Source organism: Paenibacillus sp. BAC0078 (genome assembly GCF_054483875.1).
The window spans coordinates 233167-256692 of the sequence record NZ_JBTLRW010000006.1; the positions used below are offsets into that span (position 1 = coordinate 233167).

The 23526-nt window shown below is 52.5% G+C and carries 14 protein-coding genes; 9 read left to right on the plus strand and 5 right to left on the minus strand.

Annotation, left to right across the window (positions count from 1 at the left end; genetic code table 11):
- The first annotated feature begins 148 nt into the window (after positions 1-148).
- From ACX1DY_RS14015 to pulA, 7 genes are all read left to right on the plus strand, one after another.
- A complete protein-coding gene (locus ACX1DY_RS14015) occupies positions 149-859 on the plus strand; it encodes an ABC transporter ATP-binding protein (protein WP_458964810.1) in 711 nt (236 codons plus the stop codon).
- Positions 852-2468, plus strand: coding sequence for a hypothetical protein (locus ACX1DY_RS14020; RefSeq protein WP_458964811.1), 1617 nt, complete (start codon positions 852-854; stop codon positions 2466-2468). Before ACX1DY_RS14015 ends, ACX1DY_RS14020 begins: the two co-directional genes overlap by 8 nt.
- 151 nt (positions 2469-2619) lie before the next feature.
- The gene (gene glcT, locus ACX1DY_RS14025) at positions 2620-3489 is read left to right on the plus strand and encodes a glucose PTS transporter transcription antiterminator GlcT (protein ID WP_458964812.1); all 870 of its coding nucleotides are present in this window, start codon (positions 2620-2622) and stop codon (positions 3487-3489) included.
- A gap of 259 nt (positions 3490-3748) precedes the next feature.
- The gene (ptsG, locus tag ACX1DY_RS14030; protein WP_458964813.1) at positions 3749-5806 is read left to right on the plus strand and encodes a glucose-specific PTS transporter subunit IIBC; all 2058 of its coding nucleotides are present in this window, start codon (positions 3749-3751) and stop codon (positions 5804-5806) included.
- Positions 5807-5904: 98 nt separating this feature from the next.
- Positions 5905-6180, plus strand: a complete 276-nt coding sequence (locus tag ACX1DY_RS14035; RefSeq protein ID WP_028530907.1) for an HPr family phosphocarrier protein — start codon at positions 5905-5907, stop codon at positions 6178-6180.
- Positions 6173-7885, plus strand: a complete 1713-nt coding sequence (gene ptsP, locus ACX1DY_RS14040) for a phosphoenolpyruvate--protein phosphotransferase (protein WP_458964814.1) — start codon at positions 6173-6175, stop codon at positions 7883-7885. Before ACX1DY_RS14035 ends, ptsP begins: the two co-directional genes overlap by 8 nt.
- Before the next feature lie 517 nt (positions 7886-8402).
- The gene (gene pulA, locus ACX1DY_RS14045; protein WP_458964815.1) at positions 8403-10799 is read left to right on the plus strand and encodes a type I pullulanase; all 2397 of its coding nucleotides are present in this window, start codon (positions 8403-8405) and stop codon (positions 10797-10799) included.
- Between the two features lie 86 nt (positions 10800-10885).
- Here pulA and ACX1DY_RS14050 read toward each other — a convergent pair whose 3' ends face one another.
- The 5 genes from ACX1DY_RS14050 to ACX1DY_RS14070 all read right to left on the minus strand — a co-directional run bounded on the left by ACX1DY_RS14050 (position 10886) and on the right by ACX1DY_RS14070 (position 19008).
- Positions 10886-12490, minus strand: a complete 1605-nt coding sequence (locus ACX1DY_RS14050) for a diguanylate cyclase domain-containing protein (RefSeq protein WP_458964816.1) — start codon at positions 12488-12490, stop codon at positions 10886-10888.
- 374 nt (positions 12491-12864) lie between these two features.
- Positions 12865-14037, minus strand: coding sequence for an ABC transporter permease (locus tag ACX1DY_RS14055; protein ID WP_458964817.1), 1173 nt, complete (start codon positions 14035-14037; stop codon positions 12865-12867).
- Positions 14038-14733 (minus strand): ABC transporter ATP-binding protein, encoded by a 696-nt coding sequence (locus ACX1DY_RS14060; protein ID WP_458964818.1) that lies wholly within the window; start codon positions 14731-14733, stop codon positions 14038-14040.
- On the minus strand, positions 14730-16274 hold the full coding sequence (locus tag ACX1DY_RS14065; RefSeq protein ID WP_458964819.1) for an efflux RND transporter periplasmic adaptor subunit: 1545 nt from the start codon (positions 16272-16274) through the stop codon (positions 14730-14732). The genes ACX1DY_RS14060 and ACX1DY_RS14065 overlap by 4 nt, the downstream gene beginning before the upstream one ends.
- An 82-nt stretch (positions 16275-16356) precedes the next feature.
- Positions 16357-19008, minus strand: coding sequence for a hypothetical protein (locus tag ACX1DY_RS14070; protein ID WP_458964820.1), 2652 nt, complete (start codon positions 19006-19008; stop codon positions 16357-16359).
- A 618-nt stretch (positions 19009-19626) separates the two neighbouring features.
- On the opposite strand from ACX1DY_RS14070, the gene pheS reads away from it, so the two are divergent.
- Together pheS and pheT are read left to right on the plus strand one after the other, a co-directional pair.
- Positions 19627-20661 carry a phenylalanine--tRNA ligase subunit alpha gene (gene pheS / locus ACX1DY_RS14075; protein WP_458964821.1) on the plus strand — a complete coding sequence of 345 codons (1035 nt, stop codon included), beginning with the start codon at positions 19627-19629 and terminating at the stop codon, positions 20659-20661.
- 349 nt (positions 20662-21010) lie between these two features.
- Positions 21011-23455, plus strand: coding sequence for a phenylalanine--tRNA ligase subunit beta (gene pheT, locus ACX1DY_RS14080; protein WP_458964822.1), 2445 nt, complete (start codon positions 21011-21013; stop codon positions 23453-23455).
- The last annotated feature ends 71 nt before the right edge of the window (positions 23456-23526 follow it).

A 23526-nucleotide genomic window follows, 5' to 3' on the forward strand; every position in this document is an offset into this window, starting at 1 on the left:
GGTTGGGCGGCTTTTTGCATGCTGGCAGAGTCCCGTTTACAGAAAACCCAAACTTTGTGAAACCAAGATACAATCTTTGCGTTAAAAGTAATAGGGCTCGAAGGAATTCGAGGGAAAAGCTGGATGAACTGAACTAGGGGGGACCATGATGGAGCTGATATTGGATAATATCAGGAAAAGCTACAGCGATAAGCAGGTTCTTAACGGCATTGATTTTACTTTTGAAAAGGGCAAAATCTACGGTCTGCTGGGACGCAATGGCGCCGGGAAAACATCGCTCTTCAACTGCCTGAGCGGAGAAATCGGGATGGACAGCGGCGGGGCTTTTCTGCGTAGAGGGGACGTGAGCCTGCCGCTGCGCGAGGAGGAGATCGGATATGTTTTTTCATTGCCGATTTTGCCGGAATTTCTGACCGGATATGAGTTTGTTAAGTTTTTTATGGATATCAACCGGGACAAAATCGACCCTGGCAGGACCATTGACGATTATTTTGACATCATCCGTTTTGAGCAGGAGGACCGCCACCGGCTGATCAAGGGTTATTCCCACGGTATGAAGAACAAAATCCAAATGCTGCTCTTCATCATCACCCGTCCGCCCCTGATCCTGCTGGATGAGCCGCTGACCTCCTTTGACGTAGTGGTGGCGCTGGAAATCAAGAAGCTGCTGCGCGAGATGAAAGAGGATCATATTATTATTTTTTCCACCCATATCCTGCAGCTTGCCGCCGATCTTTGCGATGAGCTTGTAATTCTGAACAACGGCGTGCTTCAGGAGATCCCCGCAGATACACTCCACAGTCCGGAATTCGAGGAGCGGATTATTGCATTGCTGAAGGATGGCAACGGCCATGATTAGCACACTGAAGACCATTATGGAGATCCGGGGGGCGTCAGGTGCGAACCGGCTGCTGTACTACTTTGGAAGAATACCTGTGCTCGGAAAATTGATCAATGACAGTGTCTATTCCCGGGCAACACTCAAAAAAACATTCACTGTGCTTGCTGTTATCCTGAGAATCATATGGGGTTTCCTGTCTAAGTTTGCCTACTTGGGAATCATAGTTTACACGCCTATCCTGCTGACGACCAAGGAGCTGCCGGTTTCAGAGCAATATGATCTCTACCTGTATGTGCTGGTGCTGCTGAGCTTTATTGTAGGAGCGGTCTCCAATGCCTCCATTCTGGAGCCGAAGCGGGATAAATATATCTGCGTGAAGCTGATGAGACTGCCTGCGGATAAGTATATGCATGCTACCCTGTCGCTCAGGGGCGTGACTTTTTTTATCTACTTTACGCCTGCAATGATGTTATTTGCCGGTTTATTCGAAGCACCGCTCTGGCAAGGCATGCTGCTGTCCCTGCTGCTGACGCTTTGGCGCACAGTCTGTGAAGCGCTGCATTTGCTGCTGTTCGACAAACAAGAAATCGTGCTGGTCAAAAAAACGGGCTGGGTCTGGTCCGTCATTGGAGCCGGGTATCTGCTCGCTTTTGCGCCTCTGTACCTGGGAAATTCTTGGCTGAATATGGATGCGATATTGTTCAGTCTGCCCTTGAGTCTTGCTATTGCGGCCCTGGGAGTTATAGCGGCAGTGTATATCGCCAGGTATCCGGGCTACCGGAATGCGGTGGATGCGGTAACCAAAATTGATGATCCGCTGCTCGATATGGGACGTATGATGAAGGAGGCGCGGGTGAAGGAGGTCCAGACCAAGGAGGAGGATTTCTCGGCGGAACAGCTGCGGGCAGATCAATTTTCGGGGAAAAGCGGCTATGCCTACCTGAACGCGATCTTTTTCTCCCGGCACAAACGTTTCCTGATTCAGCCTATTGAACGGCGTCTCGTTATTATTGGCGTGCTGTTTGCCGCAGGTCTGCTGATGCTGCTCACCGCACCAGAGAAATTTTCGAAGCTTGTCGAGTATTTGATTGACGGTCTGCCCTTATTTGTGATCCTCATGAACTTTACTTCCATCGGGGAACGGGTCTGCAAGGCAATGTTCTACAATTGTGACCTTAGCCTGCTGCGTTACGGGTTCTACCGCGAGCAATCGGCCATTCTGAGCAATTTTCGCACCCGTCTGCTGCGGATCACCGGCCTGAATCTGATCCCGGCTGCGGCAATCTGTCTGGCGGTCAATCTGCTCATTTTGTTCTCGGGAGAAGACTGGGGGATCGCTGAAGCTTTAAGTTTTTGTGGAACGATTCTTGGTTTGTCCCTGTTTTTCTCGGTACATCATTTGTTTATGTATTATATCTTTCAGCCCTACAGCACAGAACTGAATGTGAAGAATCCGTTCTTCAGTATCGTTAACAGCATCGTTCTGGCAGTAGGTGTCGCATGCATGCGAATTCAGAGCACACCGGCCCATTTTGCCTTGATAGTGCTGCTTGCGGCGGCGGTCTATATGCTGATTGCCCTTTTCCTGGTGTACAGATATTCCGCCAAAACCTTTAGAGTGAAATGATTGCTGCATGCGGCCTCCTGTCGTCTGGTACCCTTCTAAAATCGCTTTCTTGATGTTATGATGGTAGCTCAAGTATAATCTTCACATGCTGCTTCGTTATACGGGCTGCTTCAAAAGGAAAGGGTATTCAGAATTAAAAGAGGTGTCGGAAGTGAGCAGTATTACTGTGGCTAAGGTGCTCAACAACAATGTTATTATTGCCCGGCACCCCCAGTATGCCGAAGTGGTCGTTATTGGCAAGGGGATCGGGTATAACCGTAAAATGCATGACCAGATCAGTCTGTCCTCCGTAGAGAAGATGTTTATTCTCCGCAATCAGGAGGAGCAGGAACAATACAAGCAGCTCGTTCCCCAGGTGGACGAGAAGCTGATTGAGGTTGTGCAGGAAATTGTCCTTCATATCATGCAGAACAGCAGCCAGTCGCTGAATGAGCATATCCACATTGCGCTTACCGATCATATTTCCTTTGCGATCCGGCGCCATGAACAGAATATACCGATACATAATCCTTTTCTATACGAGACCAAAGAAATCTACCCGGAAGAATACCGTCTCGCAGAATATGCGGTGGAGCGGATTAACGGGGCGATGGGAGTAACACTACCCTCCGATGAAATCGGTTTTATCGCCCTGCATATTGTCAGCGCACTCAGCAACCGGCATATTTCTGAGGTGAGGCAGCATTCGCTATTGATTGGCGATTTGGTGAATCTCGTAGAGGATAGTCTGGATTATCATATCCCGCGTAACTCGCTGGATTATTCCCGGCTGGTTACTCACCTGCGGTTTGTTCTGGAGAGGCTGCGGCGCGGAGAGACCGTCAGAGAGACCTCTTCATTGGACGGCCTTATGAAACGTGAATATCCCGAGATGTATATGCTGGCCTGGAAGCTGACCAAGGTGATCGAGCAAAGAGTGCACATCCCGGTGTACCCGGCAGAGGTAAGCTACCTGACGATTCACCTGCAGCGCCTCGCCCAGAAAAAAGAGGATGAAGCGGATATGCAGAACGGTAAGTAATGGCTTCGCAAATGTGCGGAAATTTTTTTGCTTGCATGTTCAAATGAGCGGTGCTACAATAGTCCCTGTTATTATGCAAAACAGAATACAAAGCGTGTAACTGATACGATCAGGCATGAGTGATTTACAGTATTTTGGTTGTTCAGCCCCAAGTCGGGGTATTCTAACCTTATGTTAGAGGAACATCCTTTATATTGTGTTGCTCATGCCTTTTTTGGCTTCTGTTTGAATGGAAAATAATATTAAAGGAGTGACCCCAATGTTCAAAAAGCTGTTTGGCGTGCTACAGCGGGTCGGTAAAGCACTTATGCTGCCGGTGGCCATTCTTCCCGCCGCAGGGTTGCTGCTTGGGATCGGCAATATGCTGGTTAACCCCGATTTCCTGCAGTATGTGCCGGCACTGCAAAATAATGTGGTTCAAGCCATTGCCAATGTGTTAATGAATTCGGGACAAATTGTTTTTAGCAACTTATCACTTCTCTTCGCGGTCGGGGTAGCCATCGGGCTTGCCGGCGGTGAGGGGGTCGCGGGACTCGCGGCAATCATCGGGTTCCTGGTAATGAACGTTACCATGGGAACCGTGCTCGGTATCAATCAATGGGTGCTGAGTAAGCAGGATTTTGCCTATGCCAGCGTCTTGGGGATTCCAACCCTGCAGACCGGCGTATTCGGCGGTATTCTGGTCGGTATCTTGGCTGCGTCCATGTACAAAAGGTTCTTCCGCATAGAGCTGCCGTCCTATCTCGGCTTCTTCGCGGGTAAACGTTTTGTTCCGATTATGACAGCAGTTACTTCCCTGATCCTTGGTCTTGTATTGACAATTGTCTGGCCGCCGATTCAGCACGGCCTGAACTATGTCTCGCAGAGTATGATTGATACGAATCTGACGCTGTCAGCCTTTATCTTCGGGGTTATTGAGCGTTCCCTGATTCCGTTCGGTCTGCATCACATCTTCTACTCACCGTTCTGGTATGAATTCGGAAGCTATATCGACAAAGCCGGAGACCTGGTCCGCGGGGACCAACGGATCTTCATGCAGCAGCTTCGCGACGGTGTCCCATTTACAGCAGGTACCTTTACAACTGGTAAATATCCGTTCATGATGTTCGGCCTGCCGGCAGCGGCACTCGCGATCTATCATGAAGCCAGACCTGAGAACAAACGGGTTGTCGGCAGCTTGATGGTTTCCGCAGCGCTTACTTCCTTCCTCACAGGGATCACTGAGCCGCTGGAATTCTCATTCCTGTTCGTGGCTCCGCTGCTATTCGCAGTGCATGCCGTGTTTGCGGGTCTGTCCTTCATGACCATGCATATCCTTAATGTCAAAATCGGGATGACCTTCTCCGGCGGGTTCATCGACTATGTGCTCTTCGGTGTAATCCCGAACCGTACAGCCTGGTGGCTGGTCATTCCGGTAGGTCTGGTGCTTGCGGTCATCTACTACTTCGGATTCCGTTTCGTTATCCGTAAGTTCAATCTTAGAACTCCGGGCCGTGAAGATCCGGAGGCTGATGTGGAAGAGACCAGCACAGAGAGTGTATCGACAAGCGGCGACGATCTGCCGCGCAACATTCTCTCCGCGCTAGGCGGCAAAGAGAACATTACGCATCTCGATGCCTGCATTACACGCCTTCGTGTAGAGGTTAAAGATAAAGCAGGTGTGGATAAGGGCCGCCTGAAGAAGCTGGGCGCTTCCGGCGTACTCGAAGTCGGCAACAACGTTCAGGCCATCTTCGGAACCCGTTCCGATACGATCAAGTCGCAGATTCAAGATGTGATGAACGGCAGAACACCAGCCGCTGCGCCTGTTGCTCCGCAGCCAGAGCTTGAGAAGCAGTCAGGTGAGCAGGGCACGGCCATTGTCCCTGAAGATATCGTCTCTCCGGTTAACGGTGAGCTGCTTGATATCACGGAAGTACCGGATGCGGTCTTCTCGCAGAAGATGACCGGCGACGGTTTTGCCTTCCTGTCGGATGATGGCAAGATTGCTTCACCGGTATACGGTAAAGTGTTCAACGTGTTCCCAAGCAAGCATGCAGTCGGCATTATGTCCGACGGCGGCAAGGAAGTGCTGGTGCATATCGGTGTGAACACCGTTAAGCTCAAGGGCCAAGGGTTCACGGTTCTAGTCGAAGAAGGCGATCTGGTAGCCGCAGGGCAGCCGATTATGGAGGTCGATCTGGAATATGTTAAGGCCCATGCGCCTTCCGTAATTTCTCCGGTGATTTTCTCCAATCTGCCTGAAGGATCTGCCGTAACCTTGAATAAGCCGGGCAAAGTGGCTATCGGCGACAAGGATATCATCACCATCCGGTAAATGTGCAATGGTGCAGCGCTTCCCTTATAATTAAGGGGAGTGCTGCCCTTTACCATAAATTACAATCCCAAATAATAGAAAGCGAGTTGGATCATATCATGCAAAAAACATTCAGAATTATTGACGAAGACGGAATTCACGCACGCCCGGCAACAGCGCTGGTAAATACAGCTACCAAATTCAAAAGCACCGAATCTTTCGCAGAAGCTAAAGGCAAAAAGGTAACTCTGAAATCCATCCTTGGCGTATTGTCTTTGGGTCTTGAAGCTGGAGACACTCTGACTCTGATTACCGAAGGCAGTGAAGAAACTGAAGCTCTGTCCGCACTGCAGGATGTGATGGTTAAAGAAGGGCTGGGAGAGCTCCATGAGTAAAATTTCAGGAATCGCGGCTTCGGCAGGTATTGCAGTAGCCCGTGCCTTTATCCTGGAACATCCGGATTATACCATTACGAAATCTGCTGTCAGTGATGCCGAAGCTGAGCTTGCCAAGCTGAATGCTGCTTTGGACAAATCCAAAGCGGAGCTGCTGAGCATCAAGGAACGCACACTCGCTGAGCTGGGCGAGAAGAAGGCGGAGATTTTTGAATCCCATCTGCTGATTCTCGAAGATCCCGAGCTGATCAGTCCCGTAATGGACAAAATCCGCGAGGAATCGGTGAACGCGGACTACGCCTTAAATGAAGTAGCATCTCAGTTTATTGAAATGTTCGAAAATATGAAAAGCGCGTACCTGCAGGAACGAGCAGCCGATATGCGTGATGTGACCAAACGTGTGCTGAACCATCTGCTGGGGATTCATTATGTCAGTCCTGCCGAGATCAGCGAGGAAGTCATTGTCATCGCCCAGGATTTGACGCCTTCGGATACAGCACAGTTGAACCGCAACTTCGTCAAGGGCTTCACGACGAATATCGGCGGACGCACCTCACACTCGGCAATCATGGCCCGCTCGCTGGAAATTCCTGCGGTGGTCGGTACGAAGAACGTGCTGTCTGTAGTCAAGGCAGGCGATCTGGTCATTGTTGACGGTCTGAGCGGCGATGTGCTGATCAACCCTAGCGATGCTGAAGTTGCAGAGTACAAAGCCAAGCAGGAAGCGTACAATCTGCAAATCGCCGAGTGGAAAAAGCTCCGCGATGAGCCGACCGTATCGGCTGACGGCAAGCATGTAGAGCTGGCCGCCAACATCGGCACACCAAACGATGTGAACGGTGTAATCGAGAACGGCGGCGAAGGCGTAGGCCTTTACCGTACCGAGTTCTTGTATATGGGCCGTGACAAGCTGCCTTCCGAAGAGATTCAGTACAATGCGTACCGCACTGTACTGGAGAACATGAAGGGCAAGCCGGTTGTTGTGCGCACGCTGGACATCGGCGGCGACAAGGAGCTGCCATACCTGGAGCTGCCGAAGGAAATGAACCCGTTCCTGGGCTTCCGCGCGATCCGGCTGTGTCTGGACCGTCAGGATATTTTCCGTACGCAGCTGCGCGCCTTGCTGAGAGCAAGTGCCCACGGCGACCTGCGCATTATGTTCCCGATGATCGCCACGCTTGGCGAATTCCGTGCAGCCCGTGCGTTGCTGCTCGAAGAGAAGGCCAATCTCCGCGAAGAAGGCAAGGAAGTGTCGGACAACATTCAGCTCGGCATCATGGTGGAGATTCCTTCAACCGCGGTGCTGGCTGACCAGTTCGCCAAGGAAGTCGATTTCTTTAGTATCGGAACCAATGACCTTATCCAATATACAATGGCTGCCGACCGTATGAATGAACAGGTATCCTACCTGTATCAGCCATACAATCCGGCCATTCTGCGTCTGGTCAAAATCGTGATCGACGCTGCCCATGCCGAAGGCAAATGGACGGGCATGTGCGGCGAAATGGCCGGGGACAGCACCGCGATTCCGCTGCTGCTGGGCCTTGGCCTTGATGAATTCAGTATGAGCGCCACTTCCATTCTGCCGGCCCGCAGCCAGATCTCCAAGCTGTCCGCAGCCGAAATGAAGGAAATGGCCGCGAAGGCGCTGCAGCTCAGCACCGCCGAAGAAGTAGCTGCACTGGTACAGAGCAGCGTGAATTAATTGTTGTACTGCTAGTTTTACTCCGTTTCTGTAAGTTTACTTTTCCAACTACAATGTTACGGCCTCCTCTGGGGGCCGTTTTTTTATGTAAGTAATGATTTACAGTGGCTATCGGGTTCATAGAAAGGTATACTATACTTTCGATAGACTAGCTGCTTTCACTTTGCAAGCTTAACTGGTGGAACTTTCCTGCCGATAAAGGAAGAGTGGACAGCAACAGCCATGCCGCTCTTTCGCGGCACTTCAGACGATGAAATTTCATGGTAGGCCCTCAATTTGGCTTTGCCAAATTCGAGGCTTCCATAACAATATCCTCTGTTCGGACATCGTTATTTCAGGATAGATTATACTCTGGGACCCAAACATGTGAACATAATGTTACATATGATATGGTACGTCCTTATTCATCGCTTACAGAGCTATGCAAGTATTATTTGTCTATTAAGTGGAAATAGTTGGGTATTAATAAGTGATCGTCTTCCGGCAGTCTGACGGGAGCACTAGGATGGTGAATTGAATGAGCAGCAATTATATAAATGCAGAGACAGTGATAGAGACCTATGACGGAAAAGACCTGGGCTTAACCTACACTACGTCATACAGCCTTTTTAAAGTCTGGGCCCCCACTGCTTTTACCGTGTCGCTGGTATTATATGAAACTGGCGGGAACGGCGAGGCGGGAGCAGGCTCCCATTTCAGGGACAGCGGGCGGATTGTAAATATGCTGCGGCAGGAGGGCGGCGTTTGGCTGGCACGGCTCTCCGGGGATATGAAGGGCAAATATTACATGTACCGGACGGTTTTTGCCGACGGTACGCTGGAAGAAGCGGCAGATCCTTATGCCAAAGCGGTATCGGCAAATGGTGTGCGGTCGGCGATTATTGATCTGCGCGATACCGATCCTGCGGGATGGGGCGAGGATGCTTCCCCTGTTCTGGCGCATCCCGCCGATGCTGTCATTTATGAGCTGCATGTGCGTGACTTCTCGGCGGATGAGAGCTCGGGAATGCAGCACAAAGGGAAATTCAAGGCTTTTACCGAAGGTGGGCTGCGGGATTCTTCAGGACATCTGCTAGGCATTGATCATTTGGCCGAGCTGGGAATTACCCATGTGCACCTGATGCCGGTCTTCGATTTTCAGACCATAGATGAATTGAGAGCGGGCGGTAAGAGCAGCGCTGAGTCCATTTTCACGGAATATAACTGGGGGTATGATCCGCAGCACTATAATGTGCCGGAAGGCTCTTATAGCACGAATCCTTCTGATCCAGGAACCCGCATCCGTGAAATGAAGGAAATGGTGCAAGCGCTGCACAGCCGGGGGATTTCGGTGATTATGGATGTCGTGTACAACCATACGTATTCTGTGGAGAAGGGGCCATTTCAGCCTCTTGTGCCGGATTATTTCTACCGCCGCGACTATAATGGAAGACTGTCCAACGGCTCGGGAGTCGGCAATGAGCTCGCCACTGAACGGCCGATGGTGCGCAAATATATTAAGGATTCCTTGGCCTACTGGGCTTCTGAATATCATATTGACGGCTTCCGGTTTGACCTTATGGGGCTTATCGACAGCGTAACGATGCGCGAAATTACCGAAGAACTGCGTTTGGAGATTAACCCGAGTCTGCTCATCTACGGTGAGCCCTGGACGGGAGGAGACTCGCCGCTTTCAGCCAAAACACTCAAGGGTGTACAGCGGGGCAAAGGGTATGCGGTCTTCAACGATAACTTCCGTGCGGCAATCAAGGGCGACAGCGACGGCTGGGGCAAAGGCTTCGCAACCGGAGAATACGGCAAAGAAGGTGCGGTTGCATCAGGGATCAAGGGCGCGATTCATGAGTTTACCGACTCTCCTGTGGAGACGGTGAACTATATTACCGCCCACGATAATTTGAACCTGTGGGATAAGGTGCTTGCTACGCAAGGCCTGCGGCGGGAAGCAGGGCTGCCGGAGCTTGAGAATGGAAGGCTGAAGGACGGCGGCGATCTGGAGGCGGCGGTATTCGCAGCCAATCCTTACGCTACGCTTGATTCGCAGGATATTCTCGGCGATGAGACGGTGCGCCGCTCTCTGCTGGCGAGCGGGATTATTTTGACCTCGCAGGGTATTCCCTTTATGCAGGCGGGGGATGAATTCCTGCGCAGCAAGTATGGCGATCATAACAGCTACCGCAGCCCGGATGTGATCAACGCGATCCGCTGGGAGAATAAGAGGATGTTCAGTCCTGTTTTTCAATATTACAAGGGGCTTATTGAGCTGCGTAAGTCGCATCCGGCCTTCCGGCTGCATGGACGCCTGGAAATAGAACGGTCGCTGGAATTTCTCCGCTGTGATGGCGGGGTGGTCTCTTATATGCTGAAGGATAATGCAGGCGGTGATGCCTGGAACAATATCGTGGTGATTTTTAATGCCAACCTGGGGCCGGTCACGCACACTCTCCCTGAAACGGACGGCTGCTGGAACATCGTAGTTGACCACACCCGTGCCGGGGCGGATGCCTTCCGCCAGACAGAGGGCCATGAGGTGCAGGTCGAAGGCTTGTCAATGATGGTGCTGTATGACAAATACGGCGAGCCTTTACCCAGAGCCAAGATTATTGAGATTCATTATGACCGCCCGGACGGCGATTACCGGGGCTGGAATCTTTGGGTGTGGGGTACAGGCATTCAGGATGGACAATGCGACTTCAGGCACATGGAGGATGGACATGCGGTGGCGCGGGTTGAAGTGCTTCCGAGCATGGACAGGGTAGGCTACATTTTGCGGCTGGGCGACTGGGAAGAGAAGGACGGCAGCGGCGACCGTTTCATTGATTGCTCCGGAAGCGCTGAGCTTGTCAAAGTGCTGGTGCGCGACCGCGGGCAGGAGAACGGCGGCAATGCGGATGATCCGCTGCAGATGACCAGTTAAATAGAAAAGAGGCTGTTCTGAGGGTCACCGCTGTTGGTGATCGGCTCAATAGAACAGCCTTTTCTTATATCTTTCTCTCTGGACTATTATGGTTTAGGAGGCTCAGAATATTCTTCATTCATCAGCTCGCTGTACAGATTGACCTCATTACCGCCATGCTTTTTGGAGCGGTACATCGCAAGGTCCGCGGCCCGGAGCAGCTCATTGATACTGCTGCCATGCTGCGGATACAGCGCTACACCGATGCTGGCTGTGCTATGGAAGCTGGCCCCTTGATGGATGGGCCATGATTGATTGAACAATTGCAGCAGGCGGTCCAGTATTTCACTTAGCATCTGTGGAGTGGTGAAGCGGTGCAGTACCACGGCGAACTCATCCCCGCCAATGCGGAAAGCCTGGCCGAAGCCCTTCACGGTCTGCTGCAGCTCGCGGGAGAGCAATTGGAGGAATTCATCTCCCGCCAGGTGGCCGAGCGTGTCGTTGAGTTGCTTGAACCGGTCGCAATCGAGCAGGGCGAGCGCAATAGCCTGTCTGTGCTCCTCCGGCTGGCCGATCAGGTTCTCCATGTACATTTTGAAATGGGCCCTGTTGGGGATGGCGGTCAAGTGGTCATAAAAGGCCATCTTGTGGAGGCGTTCCTCATTCTGCTTGCGCTGTGTAATCTCGCGGGATACCAGCATGAATTGCGCAGGAAATGCCTGGCTGCCGCTAATGAGGGTTACCTTCGTTTCGAGCCATACCCAGTGTCCTTCCGCCGAACGCATACGCAGCTCGGAAATGCGCGTAGCGGCCTGGACCATGTTTTTGAGCTTCATCCAGGAGACCTCTGCCTCACGGATATAGTTGGAGAGCGGAGAACCTTTACCTGGTATGTAGCCCAGCACGCTGGCATGCGAAGGAGAAGCATACATAATCACCCCGTCAGGGTCGGTCAAAATAATAAAGTCAGACATCGTTTCCCCGATTAACTGGTATAGGGATTTCTCCTCCAGCATTTCATTTTGCAGTGAAATCAGCTTGCGGCTGAGATAAATAATGACCAAAACAAGCAGGAACAAGAACAGGGAATATAAGGCGAACAGTGAGCTTTTTTGATTCCTGAACTCCAGGGTAATCTGCTGGGCATAGCTGTCGATCAACTGCTCGGCTTTATCCAGATGCTCCCGTACCTCGTACAGCAGAGCTTTGGTTTGCTGTGCTGAGAAGGGCACCGGTCTTGAACCGCTCTGGACCCGCTGCGAGATGAGGCTCCGGCCTGTGTCCGACCAGGTCTCGAAGGAGCTGTCAAAGCTGTCCAGCGTCTTCTTCAGCTCTTCGAGCAGCAGCTTGCTCTGCTTCATTCCATTAAGTGTGTTCCTCACGGAGGTGACATTGTGGCTGGCTATGCCAAGCCGCTGTCTCGCCTGCGCATTGTTCTCCTCGAATTCCCGGGATAGCTGGCTGCGCTCTTCACTGGTGATATCTCCGTCCATTGCCGTATGAAGCGCAAGTGCGGCCTGGTACAGGTCGCGGTCAGCATTCAGGATCAGCTCAGAGTTCTGATAGACATCGTTGTACAGGGAAGCTGACAGTCTGTTCATCGTGTAGTTCAGATAGAGCAGAGATGCGATGCTGATGCCGACGAGAAGAACGGAACTGGCAGCGAATAATAGAATTAATCGTGTGCTTTTGACCTCGGTAAAACCTGCCACTGTCATCCACCCCCGCATAAAACTTATAAGTGCTCTCATTGCTGTATACATAAACCTGCGGAGTCAGATCCGGGACCTACTACCTTATGAATTCCTACCCTTGAGTCCTATTACCCAACTTTTTTGCAAACGAATACCCGACTGCAGCAATAATCCGTACATGCTAGGTCCCGGGTTGCAGTTCTGCAGAAAGCAGTCATTTATGGGAGAAAATAGCCCTCTGACAGGGGCTAAGCTTCGCCCGTCTATGCGGTTATTTTGCAGGGCTACGCGAGCGTATGCCTTTGCATGTCCAAAAAGCCGCAAGCCTCCCGGCGGCAGGAGGCTTGCGGCTTAACCATTTTCATATTGCAAAAAGTAAAGAAATGCAGGTGTTATTCGCTTCGGAGTGCATAGATCGGCCGCATTCTTGCCGCTTTGTTCGCAGGCATCATTCCAAATACAACGCCGATAAACAGGGAGAACAGGAAGGAGATGATCACCATGTTCCAGGAGGTTGCCACATTCATCGAAGTATAGTTTCCAACGGCCCAACTGATCCCCAGGCCTAAGCCAACGCCAAGCAGTCCCCCGAATCCGCTTAGGACAATAGACTCGATCATGAACTGCATCAGGATATTAATTTTCTTGGCGCCGATGGCTTTGCGAATCCCGATCTCCCGCGTCCGTTCATTGACGGAGACAATCATGATGTTCATGATGCCGATGCCGCCTACAAACAAGGAAATCCCGGCAATACCGCCCAGTGCCATTGACAGTGTATCGCTGGTTGAAGATACGGTCTCCAGCATTTCCTGGGCATCGAAGACGGAGTAGGAATTGTCGGCGTAGTTGAATTTTGCATCTAGCGCAGCTTCCAGCTTCGTCTTAACCGCGGTCACATTATCCGCAGAGGTGGTTGTTATGGTGATGGACCGAACACCTTTGCTTTGCAGGAACCGTTCAGCCGTAGAGATGGGAATCAGGATTTTCTCGTCATTGGACCCTCCCAGGCTTGAGCCTTTCGATTCCAGCAGTCCGACAATTTTGAAGCTTCTTCCGTTCAGCTGTACCTTTTGACCTACAGGATCATCGGTGCCGAACAAGGTTTCCGCTGTGTCCGAGCCGATAAGGGCGACCTTTTGCCGGTACTCTGTGTCGATATCGAGCAGGAAGCGGCCTGACTGTACATGAAAATCCTGCACATCCTCATAAGCCGGGGTAATTCCTTCAATGGATACAGTCGTATTTTCTGTTCCGTTCTTGGCGGTGACGTTGCCGCTGATCACAGGAGATACGCCGTCTACACCCTCAATGTCGCCAAGTGCCAATGCTTCCTCATAGGTCAGCGAGGTGGTGGCGCCCCGGCCCATAATGTTAACCGTCAATTGATTGGTTCCGAGGGAATTCAGGGATTCGGTAATCTGTGAGGTGGTTCCTTGACCGATAGATACCAGCGCAATGACGGAGGATACGCCGATAATGATCCCAAGCATCGTAAGGAAAGCCCTTATTTTACTGCTGAGAATACTTTTGATGGCCATTTTCATACTCTGAAAAAGCATCATTCAGACATTCCTCCGATCCTCTACGAGATTCCCGTCCTGGATACGAATGATCCGCTTGGCCTGCTGGGCTATCTCCAGATCATGTGTGATCAGAATAATGGTGTGGCCCTGTTCGTTGAGCTCGCGGATCATTTGGAGGACCTCCTGGCCGGTCTTGGTGTCCAGCGCTCCGGTTGGCTCGTCGGCAAGCAGAATCGGGGGTGCCCCCGCCAGCGCTCTGGCGATGGCAACCCGCTGCTGCTGCCCGCCTGATAGTTCAGACGGGCGGTGGTGCATCCGCTCTTCCAGTCCTACCCGGACCAGTGAGGTCCGGGCCACTTCCCGCCGCTCCCGGTGCGGCATTTTGCGGTAGATCAGCGGAAGCTCTACATTTTCAATAGCGGACAGCTTGGGAAGAAGATTGAAGTTCTGAAAGATAAAGCCGATCTTCTCATTGCGGATCTGTGCAAGCTTATTATCCGACAGCTTGCGGATCTCCTGGCCGTCCAGGAAGTAATCCCCTTCAACGGCAACGTCCAGACAGCCCAGCATATTCATCAAGGTTGACTTGCCGGAGCCGGAAGGCCCTATAATCGCTACAAATTCGCCGTAATCAATAGTAAAGGACAGCCCCTTGAGGATGGTCATTGATTCTCCGGCCATCGTATAGCGGTGAACCATGTTCTCGACCCGGATCAGCGGTTCAGCGGAACTCATCGGCCGCCACCCCCGCCTCCGGGAGCACCACCGCCACCGGAAAATCCGCCACCACTACCGCCGCTGAATCCGCCACCGGACATGCCGCCGCTCATACCTCCGCCGCCGAACCCGCCGCCCATGCCGCCGGCCTGGGTCTGCGTTTCAGAAGACGTCTTTGTCGAAATCACGGTAGGAATAATCACTTCATCGCCTTCGCTTAGCCCACTGACAATTTCAATGCTGCTCTCGTCGTGGATGCCCACTTCAACCGCAACCCGCTTCTGGCCGGAGGCTGTGCCTGCACCACTTCGGCCACCGGCCTGACCGAAGCCTGCACCGCTTCGTCCTCCGCCTTGGCCGTAGCCTGAAGCCATGCCGCCCCGGCCGCCCGCTTCACCACCCGGGAACCCGCCGCCAGCCGCTTGCCCGCCGGGGGCCTGGCCTTCTGCGGGTTGTCTGCCGGACGCTTGCCCGACCGCCGCCTGGCTTTGTGCAGGTGGTTCCCCCGCCGCTTGTCCTCCCGCCGACTGACCATCAGCACCTTGTCCGCTGGGTGCTTGGCTCTCAGCCGGCTTGGCTCCAGCCGCTTGCCCATCGGCAGCATTTCCTGCGGCGCTGTTGTCTGCCGATGTTGTCGGCACAGCTACGAAATACTTGCCGTTCACTTCCGTGACCGCTTCGAGGGGCACGGTCAACACATCTTTTTTCTGCTCAATGGTAATAGCTACTTCCGCTGACATGCCGACAAGTACGCCATCTGACTTATTCAAGCCCACTGTAACATCGAACAGCGAGACACCGTTGGAGGACGTGCCTTCTTTGGCGATATCAATGACCTTGCCGGTAAATTCCTTATCTTCGAGGGCATCCAGTGTAATTGTAGCCGCTTGATTCAGCTTGACCTTCGGAATATCCAGCTCATCGACCTGCACCGTAACGCTCAGATTCACATAATCCGTCATGGTGAGCAGTTCGGAGCCGTTCTGTGCCTGTTCCCCGTCCGTAATATTCACTGCGGTAATGGTACCGTCGATTGGAGCAGTTAACGGGTCGGGAGGAACCATATCGTCCTGAATTTCCGCGATGGAGTCCTGCTGGTCCTGAATATCGCTTTTCGCCTTGTCGATAGCTGTTTTTGCCGATTCCAGCTCATCGTCCGTAGCGTTGTTCATCGCCAGCGTTTTGTAATTTTCCTGTTTGTTTTCCAGCTCTGTCTTCAGATTTGCCAGCGATTTATTCGCTTCTTTGAGCTTGTCGCTTAGATCTGCGGCTACAAAGGTGATCAGCACGGCTCCTTTTTTAACGACATCGCCCTTCTTAACCATAACCTTATCGACTTCCCCGGCTTCCTTGGTGCGGATGCTCTCACTGTTAATCGCCGAGACGGACCCGGAGCCCGATACCCCGACCAGGATATTTCCTTTGGTCACGGTTGCCGTATTCAGCGGAGCCGCGTTAACCTCCTTGTTCTGGTCAGGCCAAAGGACATAGGCAAGGATACCCGCGATGGCAACGACAACGACGCTTGAGGCGATAATTATTTTTTTCTTCTTGTTCATTCCGATCCTCCATCTTGCTTCAATATAAAAGGCAGAGTGGTTCATTTGTTATGCATTAAGCATCGTTTGCTTGAGTAACCTCTTAGTTGCCGCCAGCCCCGGATGCCCCGGAAGCGGATGGAGAAGGTGCTGGAGTTGCTGTTGCCGCTGGCGTTGCCGTTGGAGTTGCCGTAGCTGTTGGAGTTGCTGTAGCTCCCGGAGTCGCCGTCGCTGTTGGTGTTGCCGTTGCTTTTGCCGTCACATCAATGTTATAGACCTGGCTGCCCAAGGCGATCCGCTGCCCCTGGAACTCATCGTACAGCGTGAGGGTGTAATTGCCGCCTCCCAGAGTCTGGTACAGATTGCTGCTGAAGGTCGTGGTATACGTTGTGTAAGTTCCGGCAGTCAGGTCGGTTCCAAGTGTCATCGACTTCTCAAAATACTGTCCAAACGGATCGCTGATATGCAGTATGAGCTTATGCCCGTAAGCGCCCATCTGGTAGGACGTATCCTGGGATAAAATATAGTTGACCGCCAGCGTAAAATTGCTGCTTCCCGCAGTAATACTGCCTGTTGAATTGGAAATCGCCAGCGTGTACGGGAACATGGAGATGTTGCTGAGACTTGTCTGTGCGGTCACATCCGTAACGGTCAACGGAATAGCAGCGGTGTTCACATATGCGGTGGCCGCCGTTCCCGCGCTGGTCAGCTTGCCATCGGCAACGCCCTGGCCTACATAGAGCTGCAGACTGGAGGTATCAACGGTGATTGGTACTTTGGCCCAAAAGGTGATCAGCGTCTTGCCTTTAGGACTGGTCGACAGCTCGGACTGGTTGGCTGTAGCCTCGAAGTACTGTCCGTCAGCCGTCTTGAACTGGGCATACAATCGTGATAGATCTGCCTGACGGGTTTCTTCACTGTTCATTTCAATTTCACTGTAGATGAGCTTGGAGCTGCTGCCTTTGTAGACGGTTGTCAGGCGCTCCTGTACACTTGCTTTTTTACCGGTTGTGGCAATGCTGAAGGTTTTGCCGGCTGCAAGCGGAGTAATGCTGGTTACAGCACCGTCGGTTGTGCCGAGGGAGAGGAACTGGGATACATTCTCGCCGCTCGTTTCCTGAAGAATAATCTTGGTCTGTCTGATATCGAGGGTGTACGGAACATGAGCCAGTACGGTAACTTGAACACTCGCGCCGGGAGCAAGCGTGGTCGTGTCATTGTCGATAACAAGCTGCGATGAAGCGGTCAGATCATTCTGGTCCACCTTAAGAATCCCGCTCAACTTGGGCAGCGTGATTGTTTTGGAGCTGGAGTTACGGATGTTCAGCTTCGCCTGTACCAGATCCTCATTGCCCCAAGGCAGACGCAGCAAGGACTGAAGCGTGACCCCAAAGGTTCCGTAATTGTTTGTTACGCTGTTCTCTGAGAGTACATGAGTGTCGCTTTCCAGCGTATAGGGGATTTTGAAATAGGCGACCGGAAGAATGATCTTATTCGTATCGCCACTGCTTGCTGGCGGAATCATCTGCAGCTCCAGTTTGTCCTGTGCGAGTGTGAGCGGAATGCTTGCGCTGAGCGTGATCAGCTTTTCCTCCAGCGGCTTCAGTGTCAGGCTGGCAAAAGCCGTTGTTGTAATAGGGAAGGTGTAGCCCTCCTTCGACTTGACCGTAAGCTCATAGGCTGGCAAGGTGACCGCTTTGCTGCCAGTATTTTTCACCCGGAACTGATAAGTCCATATCCCGTACTCATTCTCTGCGTATACATTCGCCTTCAGCAGTTGCATATCCATAATGTTGCTGTTGACCGACACCTTCTTGGTGTAGCCTGCGGCCACAGTGAAATCGGCGGTTTTCGCGGCAGGAAGAGCATAGGAAGCAACCGGAAGAGTCAGCTTGAGCGTCTCATCCAGCTTGGCGATCAGCAGTGTCATGTTGGTTAAATTCATATAGGCCGGGATTTCGGTCATATAGTAGAGCGTTTTCTTCTCCTGCGGCTGGATTTTGTACTCTGAGCTGCTCTCATCCAGTGCCAGGGTGAAGATAGACCCTCCCGAGGATTTCAGGTATAAGCTGTAGCCCGGATCAGTGAGCACCTTTGTACCCAGATTAGTCATGCTGATGCCTGCCTTGGCGTATACCTTGCCGTTATATTTGTAAATTTGCAGGGATTCGGCTTTGGTTGTGACAGGCATGCTGCCGAGTTCCACTTTTTTGCTCTCACCCGGGAGGGCGGAGACTGAGTAATTAGCAGGGACGGTAAACGTACCAATCCGCTGCTCGAAATTGGCTGCGCTGAAATTCCAGCCGTACATGTTGATTTTGAGTCCTTTTACCGATGTGGCGGTTCCGATATTCGCATAATATGTAATGCTGGTGCTCTCGCCTGCGGCGATTTTTTTCTTCGAGGCATCGGCGCTTACGGCAACTCCTTTGATGAGGTTTCCCCCGGGGGTCGCCACTTTGGAGAAATAATTGACCATGTTGACGCTGCTGTCCGCCGTGTTGGCATAGGTCAGCGTATAAGTAAGGATATTTCCGCCCGATTGGCTGAAAATCCCCACATTGCTCAGCTTCACGCTGAGTGTGGTTCCGAGTTTGATAGCGCTGAGCTTGGTGAGTGTTGAGGTCTCCGTTACAGCCGTTGTTGTGGCCGTGGATGCAGCAGCCGTAGCGGTATAAACCGCAGGCCCGGCAACCGGACTGACGGCAAATGTGCTAAGCAGCAGCAGAACATAGGCCTTGCTTCGTTTGTGCATGAATTTCCCTCCCTGTATAAAAGCCTTTGCCATCAGGAGAGCTGCCGCAGGAAATGAGGACAGCCAGGCTTTACTAATAAGGAAAAATATCAAATTCCGCTGAGCGTTAGCTGAAAAATCATCCTGAAACGCGCTGTGAAGCTTAAAGGAAGCTTAAAAGAAGATAAAAATTGGCCTAAATTTAGTCCGGCTTGTCAAAACGGATGATTTTGAATATAATAAATTGACATATCTTCTGATCAGAAGATACAGGTTATCCAGCAGCATCCAGTGAAATGCAGTGATGGAGAAAAGTACGCAGTGCCTGGCCTACAGGGAGGAGACGCCGCAGATTGAGAGCGTTTCTAGGAGAGCAGAGCTGCCGAAGTTCACTCCGGAGCAGTTCCCTGAAGTTCGTTCAAGGCTTCCTTGAAGGGGCGCGTAGGGGAAACCGGCCGCAGACCGTTATTTCTGTTAAAGTGAGACGGGTCTTAGTCATGCCATAAGGGAAATAATACTCTTAAGGGATGTGGCACAGGGCTTGTCTAACAAGGGTGGTACCACGGTCTTTTCGTCCCTTACCGGGAGGAAAGGCCTTTTTTTGTTGCAAATGACATGATAAGGGGGCAGTACACGGCCATGAAAGAAAAGCTTGAAGCATTGAAGGTCGAAGCGTTGGCGAAGCTGCAGGAGGTTAGCGATCCGCAGGTTCTGAATGATTTGCGTGTAAAGTACTTGGGTAAAAAAGGCGAGCTTACAGAGGTTCTGCGCGGAATGGGCGGACTCAGTGCAGAGGAGCGCCCGGTGATCGGCCAGGTGGCGAATCTGGTGCGGAGCGCTATTGAGGAGATTATCGGTGCGAAGCAGGAGGTATTCCAGCAGCAGGAGACGCTGAACCGCCTGAACGCGGAAAAAGTAGACGTAACCCTGCCGGGCCGCAGTCTGCCGCAAGGCGGGATTCACCCTCTGAGCCGGGTCGTGCAGGAGATTGAGGATATTTTTATCGGCATGGGCTACCGGGTGACGGAAGGTCCTGAAGTCGAAACGGATTACTATAACTTCGAAGCGCTCAATCTGCCGAAGAACCATCCGGCCCGCGATATGCAAGATTCCTTCTATATAACGGAGGATATCCTGATGCGCACGCAGACCTCTCCGGTGCAGATCCGCACCATGCAGGCGATGGAGGGCGAAACACCGGTTAAAATCATCTGCCCGGGCAAGGTATTCCGCCGCGATGACGACGATGCGACCCACTCGTTCCAATTCCATCAGATTGAAGGTCTGGTGATTGGACGCAATATCCGCATGAGCGATCTGAAGGGCACGCTGCAGCAGTTCGTCAAGGAAATGTTCGGACCGAAGACAGGCATCCGCCTGCGTCCAAGCTTCTTCCCGTTCACTGAACCGAGCGTCGAGGTGGACGTGAGCTGCTTCAAATGCGGCGGCGACGGCTGCCGTCTGTGCAAGCAGAGCGGCTGGCTGGAAATCCTCGGCGCAGGCATGGTTCATCCGAACGTGCTTGAAATGGGCGGCTATGATCCTGCCGAATACAGCGGCTTCGCGTTCGGCATGGGCGCTGAGCGGATTGCGATGCTGAAATACGGCATCGACGATATCCGCCATTTCTACACGAATGATATGGCTTTTGTGAAGCAGTTCAAGGGGATTTAGATTTTTGGCGGGCTGCGGGCTGGGCGGGATTTAGGAGGCGCAGTTGATTTGGCTTCCGATTTCAGATTCATGAAAAAGACTATTAAAAAAGGAACGGAGAGAAAATTTGGAACTGGAGAAGCGTCAGCGTTCGCCTTTATCCTCGGATTTCTACCGCGAGTAGCGGTTCAAATCAGGAAATCTGAGGATAACAGCGATCGGAAGTCCAAATGTTTATCGCAGTGACTGCATTTAATAGGAATTTTAGAAGAAGGAGTCGAAGGGCCAAGTCATTACGCTCTCCTCTCCGCGCAGCAAGCAAACCCGGCACGTAGATAAATACATCTGAAACAAAAGGAAGTGTGCGAACATGAAAGTATCAACCTCCTGGCTCTCTGACTATATATCGCTTGAGGGCGTGGCCGCAGAAGAGCTGGCAGACAAAATCACAACCGCCGGCATCGAGATCGACAGTGTGGAGCGCCGCAATAAGGGGCTTTCCGGGATTGTCGTCGGCTACGTGAAATCGAAAGAAAAACATCCTGACGCAGATAAGCTCAATGTCTGCATCGTTGACGCCGGCCAAGACGAGGATCTGCAGATTGTCTGCGGAGCCAAAAATGTGGCGGCAGGTCAGAAGGTTCCTGTAGCCCTGGTAGGCGCAAAGCTGCCGGGTCTGGAGATCAAGAAAGCCAAGCTGCGCGGTGTATTGTCGCAGGGTATGATCTGCTCAGCCAAAGAGCTGGGACTGAACGACAAGCTGCTGCCGAAGGAACTGCAGGAGGGCATCCTTGTTCTGCCCGAGAACACTGAAATCGGCCAAAGCATCCTGGAGGTGCTGGGCCTCAATGATGAGGTCCTTGACTTCGATCTGACGCCGAACCGTTCCGACTGTCTCAGCATGATCGGGGCCGCTTATGAAGTCAGCGCGATTCTCGGCCGTGAGCTGGAGCTGCCGAATCCGGCGGCAGATATTGTGGAGACGGGCGGTTCAGCCGCAGACTCCATCTCCGTCAAGATTGAGAACGAAGAATACTGCAAGCATTATGCGGTGCGTTACATTGCCGGAGTGAAGCCTGCTCCATCCCCGCTCTGGATTCAGAACCGTCTGATGGCGGCGGGCATCCGCCCGATCAGCAACATCGTTGACATTACCAACTACGTGATGCTGGAATACGGACAGCCGCTGCACGCCTTTGACGGCGATAAAGTGGAAGGCGGTACGCTGGGTGTGCGTTTTGCACGGGAAGGCGAGCTGCTGACCACGCTTGACGGTCAAGAGCGGAAGCTTGAGCCGCAAATGCTGGTCATTGCCGATGGAGCAAAAGCCGTTGCGCTCGCAGGTGTGATGGGCGGACTGGATACCGAAGTAACCGGGGAAACCGTGAATATTGTATTGGAATCTGCCAAATTCGACGGAGGAACGGTCCGCAAAACCTCGCGGCAACTGGGTCTGCGCTCCGAAGCGTCCCTGCGCTTCGAGAAGGAGGTCGATCCGAATTCCGTAATTCCGGCGTTGAACCGTGCGGCAGCCCTGATTGCACAGTATGCCGGAGGCACGGTGCACGAAGGGATTGTGGAAGCAGGCAGCGGAGCTGCTAAGGAGAAGGTACTGACCTTGTCCCTGGAGAAGCTGAACCGTTATCTGGGCACGGATCTCTCCCTGCTGGAAGTGAAAACCCTGTTCAGCCGTCTGCACTTCAAGTGCGGAGATGCCGCACAAGGTCTTATCGAGGTACAGGTGCCGACCAGACGCGGCGATATCAGCTATGATGTCGACCTGATTGAAGAAGTCGCCCGTTTGTACGGATACGACAACATCCCGACCACACTGATCGAGGGTGTCACCACTCCGGGAGCGTTGACAAGACAGCAAGCCCTCCGCCGCGAGCTGCGGCGTCTGCTGGCGCATGGAGGCTACCAGGAGGTTATGGGGTATTCCTTCATCCAGCCGGAGCAAAGCAAGCTGTTCCCGGCGCTTGCCGAAGGCAGTCTTGCCGTGAAGCTGGCGATGCCGATGAGCGAGGAGCGCAGCGTGCTCCGCAATACCCTTATTCCTCAGCTGCTGGATATTGCCCGCTATAACACGAACCGCCGCCAAAGCGATCTGGCGCTGTTCGAAGTCGGCAATGTGTTCTTCACGGAAGAAGAGCAGCTTACCCGCCAGCCGCGCGAATTGCCGGTGCTGGGTCTGCTGCTTAGCGGAAGCCGCGCGTCCAAGCAGTGGAATGTGGCTGAACAGTCGGTGGATTTCTTCGACCTGAAGGGTGCGCTTGAGACTGTATTTGCCTATCTGGGCCTTACGGATAGCATAGTCTATGAAGGTGATGCGCCGGAGAATTACCATCCGGGCCGTTCTGCTTCTGTATATTTGCTGGGCGAAGAGGGCCGCGTGAAGCTTGGAACTATGGGCCAGCTTCATCCTGAGCTGCAGCGGGATCTTGATCTTGAGGATACTTATGTAGCCGAACTGCTGCTGCAGCCGCTCTATAATGCTGCCCGCAGCAACCTGCAGTACACCGAACTGCAGCGCTTCCCGGGAATGGAACGGGATATTGCGGTTGTCGTGGATTCCGCTGTGCCTGCCGGTCATCTGCTGGCTTCCATCCGTGAGAACGGCGGCACTTTGCTGCAGAATGTACAGGTGTTCGACGTGTATACAGGCGGCAAGATGGAGAGCGGCAAAAAGAGCGTAGCCATCTCGCTGTTATACCGTCATACGGACCACACGCTGACCGACGAGGAAGTTGTAGAGGTGCACGATAAGGTCGTTTCCGCACTTCAGCAAACTTTTGGCGCAGAATTGAGAAAGTAGCAGGAATTGTACAAAGCCGCAGCGAATCCATTTAGAAACGGATTCTGCTGCGGCTTTTTTTTCATCGCCCT

What these genes read in the sequence shown, in the direction of transcription:
- ACX1DY_RS14015 (WP_458964810.1), top strand. Translation starts at nt 149, where the DNA reads ATGGAGCTGATATTGGATAATATCAGGAAAAGCTACAGCGATAAGCAG.
- ACX1DY_RS14020 (WP_458964811.1), top strand. Translation starts at nt 852, where the DNA reads ATGATTAGCACACTGAAGACCATTATGGAGATCCGGGGGGCGTCAGGT.
- ptsG (WP_458964813.1), top strand. Translation starts at nt 3,749, where the DNA reads ATGTTCAAAAAGCTGTTTGGCGTGCTACAGCGGGTCGGTAAAGCACTT.
- ACX1DY_RS14035 (WP_028530907.1), top strand. Translation starts at nt 5,905, where the DNA reads ATGCAAAAAACATTCAGAATTATTGACGAAGACGGAATTCACGCACGC.
- ptsP (WP_458964814.1), top strand. Translation starts at nt 6,173, where the DNA reads ATGAGTAAAATTTCAGGAATCGCGGCTTCGGCAGGTATTGCAGTAGCC.
- pulA (WP_458964815.1), top strand. Translation starts at nt 8,403, where the DNA reads ATGAGCAGCAATTATATAAATGCAGAGACAGTGATAGAGACCTATGAC.
- ACX1DY_RS14055 (WP_458964817.1), bottom strand. Translation starts at nt 14,037, where the DNA reads ATGATGCTTTTTCAGAGTATGAAAATGGCCATCAAAAGTATTCTCAGC.
- ACX1DY_RS14060 (WP_458964818.1), bottom strand. Translation starts at nt 14,733, where the DNA reads ATGAGTTCCGCTGAACCGCTGATCCGGGTCGAGAACATGGTTCACCGC.
- ACX1DY_RS14065 (WP_458964819.1), bottom strand. Translation starts at nt 16,274, where the DNA reads ATGAACAAGAAGAAAAAAATAATTATCGCCTCAAGCGTCGTTGTCGTT.
- ACX1DY_RS14070 (WP_458964820.1), bottom strand. Translation starts at nt 19,008, where the DNA reads ATGCACAAACGAAGCAAGGCCTATGTTCTGCTGCTGCTTAGCACATTT.
- pheS (WP_458964821.1), top strand. Translation starts at nt 19,627, where the DNA reads ATGAAAGAAAAGCTTGAAGCATTGAAGGTCGAAGCGTTGGCGAAGCTG.
- pheT (WP_458964822.1), top strand. Translation starts at nt 21,011, where the DNA reads ATGAAAGTATCAACCTCCTGGCTCTCTGACTATATATCGCTTGAGGGC.